Genomic DNA, 12558 nt, shown 5'->3' with positions numbered 1-12558 from the left:
GTACTTCGTTTTGAGTAGCTTATTCGCTACTATTAGCCTAGAGCGATAAATATAAACCATAAAAAAGCCTAACTAATGATTAGTTAGGCTTTTTTTGCTATATAGGCTAGCAATATTATTGGTATCTAAAACCGATATTTAAAATTAAGGTCCTGCAACGCGCTCAATAGCAACGTTACCCACGCCTTTACTCGTAATACCGAGTTTTTTGGCAGCACCATAAGATAAATCTAACACACGATTACCATGGAATGGGCCACGATCGTTCACTTTTACCACGACACTTTTGCCATTGGTCTTGTTAGTGACTTTGACATAGCAGTTTAATGGTAATGAGCGATGCGCTGCAGTTAAACCGTTCATGTCAAAAGTTTCGCCACTGGCAGTCTTGCGACCATGAAACTTACGACCATACCAAGACGCGAGGCCAGTCTGCTTAAATTTGCTGACAGAGTTAGAGGCAACAGCTGTTAGGCGCTCTAGTACGTCTTCATCATTGGTAACTTGTGTCGTATCATTGGCTAACAATGAGCTGCTAAGTGCCAATGAAGTCGGCTGACGAGCTGACTTTACCAAACTTGATGCACCATCATGCTGACGGCTTAGTTCACCAAGTACACGGTCAATGTGGGAGGCGTTATCTTGCGAAATCATAGCAAGTGTGGTCTTTGTTTCTACAGCATTTGCATTGGTCGCGACTGCAGAGCCAGCAAATAACATTGCTGACATTGTAAGTAAACCAGATAAACGCTTGTTCATAAATACCTCTATAACTTATACATCAAAACCTAACTCTAAATATTTTAGATTGAGCATGGCATTAATCTATTGTTTTCATATTGATTAATGCGTGGCTCTTATAGATATTAATATATGGTAATTTTTCATTTCATTATCATCAGTGTTCAGCAGAAATAGAGCTAAAGCGACTGACGATACGCTTAAATGATAGTTAGCGATAAGCATTGAATACAAAGTCCAAAATCAGGACTGAGTGACAATGTCACTATATGTCGTATTTACATGATGTGCGATATACAAACTCTTTTAGAATGCTACGTTAATAAAAGGTTCAGAGGACATCGCGTATCGCTTTGTTATCAAACCGTTAATTAAGTAGTGTATTTGAAAGTCTGGAATCTACAAGATGCTAACTATACGGCTACGCTACAACCTAAATATATTTAAATGCAAAGTTTATTAGTAGCTATGTACGGGTTATGTATCAGAGTACAGTAAAACGAGGTTAACGCAATTTTTTGTAAAAAACAAGGAATAAAATCTTTCTGAACTTATAGGTGGTTAACTTATATTAGAAGTTATGCCTATTTACTATTAAAAATAAGAGGCGCTAAAACGAATAATTATTTCGGATTTGTTACTATTATATTGATTAATACGAACATACATTATATAAAGACCATTAAAGTAAAAAGCCATAGCGCTAAGAATAAAACTCTTCTTCGCGCTATGGCTCATTGTCTTTTATCAAATCATTAGTAGTACAAAACAATTTATTTTAATGATACTACCATAATCATCAGAACGACTTATAGTCACCTGACCACAAAAATGTTATAAAATAAATCAACTAAACGATTACCACAATAAATAACCATGACTTACTCCCTAGATTATCGCAAACAAGTCTTAAAAAGCTTAGATGAGGGCATGACCTTTGCTGAAGCTGCTGTTTTCTATGATATCAGTCCAACGACTATCCAGAAGTGGAAAAAGCGTCTTCATAGTAAAACCACTCGATATATTAAGCCCTACAAAATAGAGGATGAAGCCTTAGCTCAAGATGTCAAAGACCACCCTGACGATTATCACTATGAGCGAGCACAGCGTTTTGATTGTAGCCCAACAGGCATCAGTAAAGCCTTAAAGCGTATTGGTGTTAGCAAAAAAAAAGACACTTGAGCATCCCAAAGCCTGTCCTGTGAAAAGAGCGACTTATCTAGCCAAGCTTAACCACTACATTGCTCAAGGCTTTGCTATTGTCTATATGGACGAAAGTGGGTTTGAGAGTGAAACGATGCGTCCTTGTGGTTATGCACCCATTGGTAGCCCCTGCATTGGCAGTTACAATTGGCAAGCCAAAGATCGAACCAACGTCATTGGTGCACTATATGGCAAAATGCTGTTTGCACTCAATTGCTTAAAGACCAACATTAATAAAAAGATTTTCTATCACTGGTGCAAGTTCACGCTGATACCAAAGCTTAAGAGAAAATGTGTAATCGTTATGGATAATGCAGCCTTTCATAAGCGCGTTCAAAAGCTGCTTAACAGGCATGGTCACAGGCTATTATTCTTACCTCCTTATAGTCCTGACTTAAATCCCATCGAGAAAAAGTGGGCTCAAGTGAAGTTTTTACGCCAAGGTTGGATGGAAAATGACTTATCTAAATTGTTTTATGATATTCATCCAAAACATAACTCTTTTGTAGTGCAGTGACTATACTCGAAAGACGAATTATACAGAAAGTATCTTATTCCAGTTAGCCAGATTTATGTGTATGGATAGACATGAGTAAGCCAAATCCTGCCATCAGAGTCACGATAGCCGTACCACCATAACTAATGAATGGTAGTGGAACACCTACGACAGGCAAAATGCCGCCAACCATACCGACATTGACGAATATATAAACAAAGAAAGACATGGCGATAGCACCAGCCAACAATCTGCTATAAACATCAGGATGAGTAAAAGCGATATATAAGGCACGTGATAAAAGGCAGAAATAAATGAACATCAGTAGCATCACACCGAGTAAACCAAACTCTTCGGAGAAGGCAGCAATAATAAAGTCAGTATGGCCTTCTGGTAGGAAATGTAAGTGTGATTGTGTGCCTTCTAGATAGCCTTTTCCAGTCAGGCCACCAGAACCAATGGCTGTCTTCGATTGAATGATGTTCCACCCAGCGCCTTGCACATCTGCTTCAGGATTAAGGAGTGTTAATACCCGCGTACGCTGATAGTCGTGGAGTAAAAAATTCCAAGCAAAAGCAATAAACGGTACAGCTAAAATTACAGCAGCAGAAATCAATCGCCATGAAAGGCCCGCTAAGAAAAGTACAAATATGCCACTAGCAGCGACCAGTAGTGATGTACCAAGATCTGGCTCTTTGGCAATTAATAGCACTGGTACAATGATTAATGCCAAGGTAATAGCAATGCTAGACGCTGACGGTGGCAAATCACGCTTAGACAAAAACCAAGCACACATCATTGGCATACCAAGCTTCATAAACTCTGAAGGCTGCACACTACCGAACCCAGGCAAATTGATCCAGCGCTGAGCACCCATACGTACTTCACCGATAATATCTACCAATACCAATAATATAAGTCCTAAGACATAAAATATGGGCGTAAAAGTACGATAGAGACTGGGCGGTATCTGCGCCATGGTAAACATTACCGCGAATGCCACTCCATAACTGACCATTTGGCGAATAACCATACCAATATCTTGGCTGGCGGCGCTGTATAGAATCGTCAGACCAATACAACAAACCGTCAATAACAGTAAAGTTAACCATGGGTCGATATGAATACGTTGCCATAGCGTCGGTGCATGACCTTGACCCAAATGATGGCTCTGACGTGAAAAACGATATTGCGGGTTAGAAGACATAGGCAGAATTTGGCTAACAATTGGTGTAGGAGGGAAGTACTAACTAAATTATCTCATTATAAATAATGATGAGAAACGTACTTAAAAGTACCGACTTTAATAAAAATATGCGAGCAAGCAATGGCTATATCATTCACAAATAATAATAAAGTCACTCAATTATAAAAGTTGTAAGGATAAGTGTTAATTATCAATATTGGACTTCAAATTAGAAGCGATAGTTTAGCCTGCTTGTTGAAAATTTGATAGTATCGATAAAACGTTTTTAGCGGTAGTTTCTTGCAATGATAAAATCAAAAATCCATGCGTATAGGCAAATTTGCCAACCTATCATCACCCTTATCCTATGTGCTGGCAGTGTCAGTGCTCATGCCGTTATCATCAGTGATGATAGTGAACGCCGTATTCAAATACGTCAAAGTAGCAGTACAAGCAATAACAGTAATGCTTATATAACGCCATCTACTAACAGCTCAAATCAGCGTCCTGGTGTCACCATGTTGAGTGGTGCGAATGCATCAAATAGCGACAGTATGCAAAACTTGATTGTACAAAAACAGCGTGATTTCGAGATTGATGCTAGGTTGTCCATTGAAGAAAATAAACGTGTGAATGTAGTGAGACGTGGTACTACTTATAGTACAGCAAACAACACCTATAATGGTGCTTATAACGATTCTATGAGTATGGACTTTAACGCGTGGTTAAATAGCAATAGCTATCGTGCCAGACAAGTAGCAGAGTACGAACGCTATCTCAGCGCAAGAGTCGGGTCGCAGAATGTACCGCCATTGTCTCAACTGCTGACGACTGCCCGTAGTTGGAGTAAATGCGGGTATGAGCCGTATCAATTGCCACCTCAAGAGCTATGGTCTAACATTGTACCAACATTGCGTCTTTATAGTGAGTTGAAAAACCAAGGTATTTTACCACTCAGCAGTGAGATACGTTCGGTATATCGTAACCCAGGTTTGAACGATTGTGCAGGCGGGGCAGATGGTAGTAAGCATATGAATGCAAGTGCTATCGATATCTGGGTACCTGAGTACGAAGACAATTTATGGCGCTTGAGTACCATGCATGATGGCTTATGCCAGTTTTGGCAGTATCAAGGACAGCCTTATAACTTTGGCTTAGGATTATATGCGACAGGGGCTATTCATTTAGATACTGATGGTTATCGTAAGTGGGGGTTCAATCACGCTAGTAGTTCCTCTTCTTGCCGCTATTAATTGATTTATCAAGAATCGAGAATTCAAATAATTATAAAGTTAGCCGAGATAACGCTAGATATATATTCATTTTTATATATACTATTCCGGTGTTTACTAAAAATAATAATTTTGTAATTATTTGGTAGGATTCATAGGACAGATGCATGAGTTCATTAAAAATTTGTTTGGTCTTTAAAAACTATGCTTTAATAATATCTGTTATCAATCGCCTTTATATTTTCATGGCTTATAAAGAAAACCACCAAATTTACTTTAAGCGAAAACTATGAAAAATCAGCGCTCGACAATGAAAAACTATCATAAATTAAATAACGAGAAGCAAAGTTTTTTGCACTCGAACTATAAGTATGGCGCTTTGTTTACTTCTGCACTTATATCGGTATTATTGATTAATGCGTGTAGTACAGAGATGTCCTCTGAAAACAATATGATAGTGACGGATAAAGCTGATAGACATATACAAAGCTCTAAAGAGATAGAAGATAGTATCAAGAACTCTTATGCTCGTTTGGCATCTAAGCGCTCTGATGTCTGTCCAAAATTAATTCAAGAAGAAACAGGTAATCAGGTTATCGAACGTATATCAGAGGTCATGGTAAATGACTACTGTGATTATTTCTTATATCCGCGAGAGGGTCAGCGCCTCAATGTTAAAGTAGATAACCGTCAAATAGAAGCGCTATTAATTGTGCCGACGCTACATAACTTTGCCAATGGTAATTATAAAGTGACGTCTTATGATAAGCATGTTATCCGTTTGAGCTATAACGGGGCTACCCATAAGCCTGAGCATTTTGTCTATGATGTTGCGCTAAAAATTTCTGATGCCAAGTATTCTTAATACTAAGCATTCCTAATATTTCACTTCTTACTTAAAGATTATAGCCGTTCAAATATTAATGGACATATTATGAGTAGTATTTTTTACCATTTATAATACGTCCATTGGATTGATAACGCTTATTTCTAATATTGCTTCCTAGCGATTTATTTCTTACTGGTTTTTTCTACCACTTTCTTTTCTTTCCAAGGATCTTCTTGCCCAACCGTAACTATTAAAAAGTTATCAGGCTTTAGCGTATCTCGCATGGTTTGATTGACCTCTGAAAGTGTGACTTGATCAATGCGATTGGTATAGTCAGCTAAGTAATTATTCGGCAATTGGTAAAAATTCATCATTCCAAGTAAGCTATTAATACCAGCATTGCTCGCAAACCCCATCGGGAAGCTGTTTTTCAAATTATCTGTAGTTAAGCGCATCTCCTCATTGGTGATACCCTTGTCTAGCGTCTCATTGATAACCGCTAAGCTTGCATCAATAGCCGCACGCGCCTTGTCATTACGTGTTGAAAAACCAATCTGGTAGGGACCCCGAGAGAGCATTGGATTCATCGATCCTGAGATTCCATAAGTATAGCCAAGGTTTTGTCTCACCTCAGTCATTAGCCGCGCATTAAAGTCACTGCCTGCCATGACTTCATTTCCAACAGCAAAGTTGGTCTGCTGCTGCTGTGCTATTGGGTCGGTTGCCCGTTTGCTACCCAGCTGTCCCATGAGTACAGTGGTTTGAGTGCTTGGAAATGGAATATGAACGTGCTGCGCTTTGGTAAGCGGTTTCGGCTCAGGTAAATCAGTGGCAGCTTGGCCAGTAGGCAATTTAGCAGTGATGTCTTCTGCCAGTTTTTTGGCTTGTTTTAATGTCAGGTTGCCGGTCATAGCAACAGACGCGTTTGCTGCAACTAGATATTTATTTTTAAAGTCTATCAGTTGTTGCTTCTCAATCGTAGGAACGCTTTCTAGCGTGCCGACTGATGGATGCGCGTAAGGGTGAGTACCATATAGAGCCTCGTTGAAAGCGATACTTGCTAAGCTATTAGGATCTTGTTTTTGTTGCTGCAGGCCTACCAACAGTCTTGCTTTATTGCGAGCTAGAACTTGCTCGTCAAAGGTAGGTTCACTCACCATCTGTGTCATTAGGTCAATGGCTGGCAGGAGATGCTTATCATCAGATAGGCTACGCAGTGAAACAATAAACATATCCTTATAGGCGCTACTGCTTAGATTGATGCCCAACGTTTCCACTGCACGAGTAAATGCATTTTCATCTAGGCTTTTTGAGCCCTGTTCGAGCATCGTCGCTGTCATATTCGCAATACCAAAACCATCCTTTTTGATACTACCATCACGCGCGCTACCAGCATTAAAACGCAAATCAACATCGACAATTGGCAAGGTGGTCGTTTGTACAAACATAACAGGTACGCCAGACTTGGTCTTAAACTGTTGAATGGTCGGTACGGTGACTTTTAAAGGTTTGTCATCGGCTAAGCTGGTCAGTTTAGATAGAGCAGCAATTGGCGCACTTGCATCGACTGCAGCAGGTGAGCGGTAATCTTCAGCAGCTGTTGTATCAGCTTGAGCAGTAGTAGCCAAGATGCTAAAAGCAAAAATTACGCTAGCACTGAGATAAGATCCCTTTTTAGATGCGATAGTGCTTCTTATAGAGGCTGAAGCAGTTTTAAAAGATTTTGGTTTTGCTTTAGAGTCGTATTTATTCTGAATCATGAGTTTCTTCTTATTAAGAATACGGTGCTATGGCCATTTTTATGAGACATTTGATAATAGGCAGCGACTATTTCGCTGGGGTTTTACTGTCTTTAGGTGGCACGACATGCATCACCGTCAAGTTGTCTTTGACCAAATATTTTTTGCTGGCAGCCTGAATGTCAGCCACACTGATACCGTCGAGCTTAGCTGGTAACTTAGCAAGCAGTCTGTCATCTAGACCGATAGATTGTAACGAGCCAATCATACGTGCCTGTCCTTCCATGCTGTCTTGCGCATAAATCAAACCAGTAACCGTATTGGTCTTGGCGCGACTGATCTCGTCATCGGCAATAGGATCGGTTTTTAGCTTTTCTATTTCCGAAGTTATAGCTTGTTGTGCTTGCTCTAAGCTGACGCCTTCACGAGGTGTTGCTTGTATTAAAAACAGCCCATCTCCGCGATCTAACAAGTCGTAAGAAGTACCAACCGTGGTAAGCAGACCTTGCTCACGTATCAGTCGACTCTCTAAGCGTGCAGATAAGCCGCCATCGAGCACATCTTGCGCAAGTGACAGGGCATAAGCTTGTTTTTCATTGTTGGTGCCTGCCGTGGCAAGGCTTGGTACGTTGTAACCCATCAGTAGAACGGGCACTTGAACGGCTTGCTCAGAGTCTACCTTTTGATAACCACGGAAGCCTTTTTGAGTCACAGAGGTACGTTTGGGTAGGTTGCTTTTTTCTAAATCACCAAAGTAACGTTTGACTTGAGTAAGTACTTCTTGTGGTTGCACGTCGCCGACGATGACTAACGTTGCATTATTTGGTGCATACCATGTCTTATACCAGTCTTTTAAATCTGAAAGTTTGATCGATTCTAGCTCGCTCATAGGTCCAATGATAGATTCGCCTTTTGGGCTGTCAGGTAAGGCCAGCAGACGAAATGACTCATACGCTTTGGCAAGGGGATTGTCATCAGTACGTTGGCGACGCTCTTCCATGACCACTTGATGCTCTTTGGCAAATTCTTTGTCATCAAATATAAGGTTTTTCATGCGATCTGCTTCAAGCTCTAACGCTAATGGCATACGATTGGCAGGGAACAGCTCGTAGTATCCGGTATAGTCATAGCTGGTAAAGGCATTGTTGACGCCGCCAAACTTAGCAATTAGCCGCTCATAATCATCACTAGAGACATTGGTCGTGCCCTTAAACATCATGTGCTCAAGCAAGTGAGAGATACCACCTTTATCAAGAGGCTCATCTGCCGAGCCCACTCGGTACCAGATTTGTGTCATAGCGACTGGGGCACGGTGGTCTTCTTTTATAACGACTTTTAGACCGTTTTCTAACTGATATTCATGTCGACCTGACATGTCCATTGTCAATTCAGACGGCTGTGTGTCTTTGCTCGTTTTATTTTCATCTGACATATTTTGAGCCAAGCTATCGGTTGCGATTGAGCTTGTCGCAGTTGCAGAGTTAGTAGGTATCGTATTGGTTTGACATGCAGCAAGTGACGCTGCTACTGCTAAGGCACAAGCAATGCGTAATGGCGCAGCTGCTAGAGGTAAAGACAATGACATGGTATGGTCTACTTATATAAAATAATAACTGAAGAATTAAATGCTAATCATAGTAATAAATGGCATTACAAAGAGGTCTGAGCACCAACCATAACACTAGCAGTCGGTCTAAACTCTTGCGTCGTGGTGCAACCCGTCACCAATATAGTCGTCGCTAATAAAACAGCCACACTGATGCTGCTGATTTTTTTGTAGTGCTTAGAGAATAATGACATAACGGATTCCTAATAAGTATTTATCGAATAAGTCTTGGTAGAGTAGGCGAAGTCTGACAAGTAACAGGTCAGAATTTTGTGTCCAAACCTTAAGCAAAACTTTCTCAAATCATTAAGTGATTTTTTAAACAGATAAATTTTGACGATAGTCTAATAGGGTAAGGGCTGAGCATGACTTGAATTATGCTAAAATAGGTCAAAATTAAGCGTCATGTCGCTCGTAGCCAGATGACAACCTATAAATCCATTAACAATAAACAAATAATTGATCGTGATAACTTTTAGGGCAAACTTATGAACAACCCAAACAATAGCAACCGCGTAGTCATTAACCTTGATGCTGGTCTTGATGACTTAGATGACGATGATATTACCTTACCCAGTCTACCGGTGCAATCTGTGCCCATTATTGATGAAACAGAGAGTGTTGCTCCACAAAAGGATAGTACGGTAAACCAAGACGTCTCTAGTAATGTTGCTGCGGACAATATTGCTTTGGCGACGCCAATTGTTATGACAGAAGAGCATAACGTCCCTAAAGGTAATTCTGAAAGCTTTTCAAGCGCTACAGAGACAGCCGCTACAAGTCAAACTAATACTGCGTCAACCATTCCTGCTATGCCGTTGCAAGAGCAATTGGGCGATACACCAAGTGTAAACCCAGTGGCTGACAATGACGCACAGGTAGCTACTACTAAAGAGCCTACTACAGAGTCACAAGAGACTAAAGAAAATAAGAAAAAGGGCAGCTGGTTTAACCGTATGAAAACGGGCCTCAGTAAGTCACGCAAAAACTTAGCTGAAGGCATGGTCAGTATCTTAATCGGTGGTAAAGAGATTGATGACGAGCTATTAGAAGAAGTCGAAGATCAGCTATTGGTAGCCGATATTGGCGTCAACGCGACGAACCGTATCATCAAGAGCCTCACCGAGCAAACAGATCGTGGTGACTTGATCTATGCACATTCTTTATATAAAGCATTGCAAAGTGAATTGGTTGATATCCTCACACCAAAAGTTGAGCCATTGGTGATTGATACTAGCAAAAAGCCATTCGTTATATTAGTAGTAGGTGTCAATGGCGTAGGGAAAACCACAACGATTGGTAAGCTTGCCAAGCGTCTACAAGGTGAAGGCAAATCAGTCATGCTGGCAGCGGGTGATACGTTCCGTGCGGCAGCTACTGAGCAGCTACAGATTTGGGGCGAGCGCAATCATATTCCAGTGGTAGCGCAAGGTCATGGTTCTGACAGCGCTTCTGTCATTTTTGATGCGATGCAGTCAGCCAAAGCAAAAAATATTGATGTACTCATTGCCGATACTGCGGGACGTCTGCAAAACAAGACACATTTGATGGCAGAGTTGGAGAAAGTCGTACGTGTCATGCGTAAAGCGGATCCAAGTGCCCCGCATGAAGGTATGATTGTGCTGGATGCTGGCACGGGTCAAAATGCTATCAACCAAGTCGAACTGTTTAATAAAGTTGTGCCACTGACAGGCATTACTATCACCAAACTAGACGGTACTGCTAAAGGTGGTGTGGTGTTTAATATTGCCGAAACGACAGATGTGCCTATCCGTTATATTGGTGTGGGTGAGTCGATCGATGACTTGCGTTCTTTTAGTCCGAAGCAATTTGTCGCCGCTTTGTTCGAGACCGATGATAAAGAATAAGAGGGCCAGTTTTATCTGGTAAATCATTTTTAGAAGAATAGGGAAGTAGACGCTATGATAGTTACCACAGCAGCCTTTGGGTCACATCGATTAACACTGATTGCTCGTGTCAATGAGCATGGTCAGCCTATGCTTGTTGAAGCAAACTGGCTGCTGGCAGGTAACTCATGGCATAGTTCAAAATCTGTACCCAAAATTAAAAAGTACTATGGCCTGACAGATGAAGACTTTACCTTTATAGATAAAAATAGCCTAAGCATGAGTGAGCCTGCTCAAGCATTATTAATGGAAACGATTTTCCAACTCAAAGACTATGCTGATGGTAAACGTAAGACATTGGATTTGCCTTTAGACTTCTCTATGGGTACTGAGTTCCAGCAAAGAGTATGGCAGGCACTACAAGGTATTGAGTACGGCGAAACCATCAGCTATGCCACACTCGCGCAGCGTGTCAACAGTCCAAAGGGATTCCGTGCGGTTGCGCAGGCCAATGGCAAAAATCCTTTTAGCATTATCGTGCCTTGTCATCGAGTGATTGCGAGCGACGGTAAGCTTGGTGGCTATACAGGCGGGCTAGATAAAAAAGAGTATTTACTAGCACTAGAAGGAAGTTGGATGTAAAACTAAATCTATCTTAATAAAAAAGGGCCAAATACTTTTAGCATCTGGCCCTTTTTACTGAACAATTAATAAGTTTATGCTTCAAGCTGAGCCATGACGTCAGCAGAGAAGTTCACGTTAGTATAAACTTCTTGCACATCATCAGCATCTTCTAACATATCGATCATCTTTATAATCTTTTCAGCATCATCGACATTGTCGATCTCAGCCGTGGTAGATGGTGACATAGTGACCTCGGCATTGTCAGAAATAAGACCAGCCGCATTAAGGGCATCTTGGACTTGACCGAAACTTTCCCATTCAGTAATAACGAGTAAGCTTTCACCATCATTTTCAATATCAACGGCGCCCGCATCTAGTGCAACGAGCATGACTTCATCTTCTAAGCTGACATCGTTAAAAGTGATCTCACCACGTTTAGTAAATAGATACGCCACTGAGCCTGATGTGCCAAGATTACCATCATTCTTGGTAAAAGCATGACGTACTTCGCTGACCGTACGGTTAAGGTTATCCGTCATGGTTTCGACCAGTACAGCCACACCACCAACACCGTAGCCTTCGTAACTGACTTCTTCCATATTCTCGTTATCGCCGCCGCCTGTACCACGGTCCACAGCACGATTAATCGTGTCGCGCGTCATGTTGACTGATAGGGCTTTTTCGATAACGGCACGTAAGCGTGGGTTTTTGTCAGGATCGGGATCGCCTTGTTTGGCAGCTGAAACGATTTCACGAATAATTTTGGTAAATATCTTACCCCTTACTGCATCCTGACGGGCTTTACGGTGTTTAATATTTGCCCATTTTGAATGGCCTGCCATATAACATCCTTAAGTTCTACGTACTATTTTTATGGGTAAAAAGAGTGATCAATAACAACCTTCGGTATCTGATTGCCTGATTTTATACTATCATTACTTTGTCTATTTGAGGTAGTAGCGCTACTGGCACGTTAACGATTTGTATGTTGTTGAGAGTGCTTTTTTGCTACACTGTGGCAACTTATAGATTGTATTCACTGTGATAGGTGAGCG

At 41.0% G+C, this 12558-nt stretch carries 11 protein-coding genes and 1 pseudogene; 6 read left to right on the top strand and 6 right to left on the bottom strand.

Translation table 11 applies throughout. From position 1 onward, the window contains the following. Window positions 1-144 precede the first annotated feature (144 nt). Window positions 145-486 (bottom strand): annotated as a pseudogene (locus ACS8FA_RS22340) (septal ring lytic transglycosylase RlpA family protein); the annotation flags it as partial. 1131 nt (window positions 487-1617) lie between these two features. Here ACS8FA_RS22340 and ACS8FA_RS22335 point away from each other — a divergent pair. Both ACS8FA_RS22335 and ACS8FA_RS22330 read left to right on the top strand, forming a co-directional pair. Beyond that, window positions 1618-1923: an IS630 transposase-related protein gene (locus ACS8FA_RS22335; protein ID WP_075103765.1), complete on the top strand. Its 306-nt coding sequence runs from the start codon at window positions 1618-1620 to the stop codon at window positions 1921-1923. Further along, complete coding sequence (locus tag ACS8FA_RS22330; protein ID WP_520934442.1) at window positions 1898-2461, top strand: transposase; 564 nt, start codon at window positions 1898-1900, stop codon at window positions 2459-2461. Before ACS8FA_RS22335 ends, ACS8FA_RS22330 begins: the two co-directional genes overlap by 26 nt. Before the next feature lie 43 nt (window positions 2462-2504). On the opposite strand, the gene rodA is transcribed toward ACS8FA_RS22330, so the two are convergent. Continuing rightward, window positions 2505-3647, bottom strand: coding sequence for a rod shape-determining protein RodA (rodA, locus tag ACS8FA_RS22325; protein ID WP_057760433.1), 1143 nt, complete (start codon window positions 3645-3647; stop codon window positions 2505-2507). 284 nt (window positions 3648-3931) lie between these two features. Here rodA and ACS8FA_RS22320 point away from each other — a divergent pair, with 284 nt between their 5' ends. Together ACS8FA_RS22320 and ACS8FA_RS22315 are read left to right on the top strand one after the other, a co-directional pair. Further along, the gene (locus tag ACS8FA_RS22320) at window positions 3932-4879 is read left to right on the top strand and encodes a D-Ala-D-Ala carboxypeptidase family metallohydrolase (RefSeq protein WP_439265480.1); all 948 of its coding nucleotides are present in this window, start codon (window positions 3932-3934) and stop codon (window positions 4877-4879) included. Window positions 4880-5147: 268 nt separating this feature from the next. Then, window positions 5148-5723, top strand: a complete 576-nt coding sequence (locus ACS8FA_RS22315) for a hypothetical protein (protein WP_439265478.1) — start codon at window positions 5148-5150, stop codon at window positions 5721-5723. Window positions 5724-5869: 146 nt separating this feature from the next. On the opposite strand, the gene ACS8FA_RS22310 is transcribed toward ACS8FA_RS22315, so the two are convergent. The 3 genes from ACS8FA_RS22310 to ACS8FA_RS22300 all read right to left on the bottom strand — a co-directional run bounded on the left by ACS8FA_RS22310 (window position 5870) and on the right by ACS8FA_RS22300 (window position 9226). Continuing rightward, window positions 5870-7447: a M16 family metallopeptidase gene (locus ACS8FA_RS22310; protein WP_439265476.1), complete on the bottom strand. Its 1578-nt coding sequence runs from the start codon at window positions 7445-7447 to the stop codon at window positions 5870-5872. 67 nt (window positions 7448-7514) lie between these two features. Further along, window positions 7515-9011 carry a M16 family metallopeptidase gene (locus tag ACS8FA_RS22305; RefSeq protein ID WP_439265474.1) on the bottom strand — a complete coding sequence of 499 codons (1497 nt, stop codon included), beginning with the start codon at window positions 9009-9011 and terminating at the stop codon, window positions 7515-7517. A gap of 65 nt (window positions 9012-9076) precedes the next feature. Then, window positions 9077-9226, bottom strand: coding sequence for a hypothetical protein (locus tag ACS8FA_RS22300; protein ID WP_439265472.1), 150 nt, complete (start codon window positions 9224-9226; stop codon window positions 9077-9079). 762 nt (window positions 9227-9988) lie between these two features. Between ACS8FA_RS22300 and ftsY the strand changes: the two genes are divergently transcribed. Then, window positions 9989-10900, top strand: a complete 912-nt coding sequence (gene ftsY / locus ACS8FA_RS22295) for a signal recognition particle-docking protein FtsY (RefSeq protein ID WP_227526712.1) — start codon at window positions 9989-9991, stop codon at window positions 10898-10900. Window positions 10901-10954: 54 nt separating this feature from the next. Beyond that, window positions 10955-11521 carry a methylated-DNA--[protein]-cysteine S-methyltransferase gene (locus tag ACS8FA_RS22290; RefSeq protein WP_439265470.1) on the top strand — a complete coding sequence of 189 codons (567 nt, stop codon included), beginning with the start codon at window positions 10955-10957 and terminating at the stop codon, window positions 11519-11521. 74 nt (window positions 11522-11595) lie between these two features. Here ACS8FA_RS22290 and ACS8FA_RS22285 read toward each other — a convergent pair whose 3' ends face one another. After that, window positions 11596-12345, bottom strand: coding sequence for a YebC/PmpR family DNA-binding transcriptional regulator (locus tag ACS8FA_RS22285; RefSeq protein WP_341609230.1), 750 nt, complete (start codon window positions 12343-12345; stop codon window positions 11596-11598). Window positions 12346-12558 lie beyond the last annotated feature (213 nt).

The sequence above is a fragment of the Psychrobacter sp. 1Y1 genome, from assembly GCF_051847395.2.
GTDB lineage: Bacteria > Pseudomonadota > Gammaproteobacteria > Pseudomonadales > Moraxellaceae > Psychrobacter.
Note: the sequence above shows the minus strand (reverse complement) of the source record. Positions and strands in the feature narration are given on the sequence as shown.

What these genes read in the sequence shown, in the direction of transcription:
- ACS8FA_RS22335 (WP_075103765.1), top strand. Translation starts at nt 1,618, where the DNA reads ATGACTTACTCCCTAGATTATCGCAAACAAGTCTTAAAAAGCTTAGAT.
- rodA (WP_057760433.1), bottom strand. Translation starts at nt 3,647, where the DNA reads ATGTCTTCTAACCCGCAATATCGTTTTTCACGTCAGAGCCATCATTTG.
- ACS8FA_RS22320 (WP_439265480.1), top strand. Translation starts at nt 3,932, where the DNA reads ATGATAAAATCAAAAATCCATGCGTATAGGCAAATTTGCCAACCTATC.
- ACS8FA_RS22315 (WP_439265478.1), top strand. Translation starts at nt 5,148, where the DNA reads ATGAAAAATCAGCGCTCGACAATGAAAAACTATCATAAATTAAATAAC.
- ACS8FA_RS22310 (WP_439265476.1), bottom strand. Translation starts at nt 7,447, where the DNA reads ATGATTCAGAATAAATACGACTCTAAAGCAAAACCAAAATCTTTTAAA.
- ACS8FA_RS22305 (WP_439265474.1), bottom strand. Translation starts at nt 9,011, where the DNA reads ATGTCATTGTCTTTACCTCTAGCAGCTGCGCCATTACGCATTGCTTGT.
- ACS8FA_RS22300 (WP_439265472.1), bottom strand. Translation starts at nt 9,226, where the DNA reads ATGTCATTATTCTCTAAGCACTACAAAAAAATCAGCAGCATCAGTGTG.
- ftsY (WP_227526712.1), top strand. Translation starts at nt 9,989, where the DNA reads ATGAAAACGGGCCTCAGTAAGTCACGCAAAAACTTAGCTGAAGGCATG.
- ACS8FA_RS22290 (WP_439265470.1), top strand. Translation starts at nt 10,955, where the DNA reads ATGATAGTTACCACAGCAGCCTTTGGGTCACATCGATTAACACTGATT.
- ACS8FA_RS22285 (WP_341609230.1), bottom strand. Translation starts at nt 12,345, where the DNA reads ATGGCAGGCCATTCAAAATGGGCAAATATTAAACACCGTAAAGCCCGT.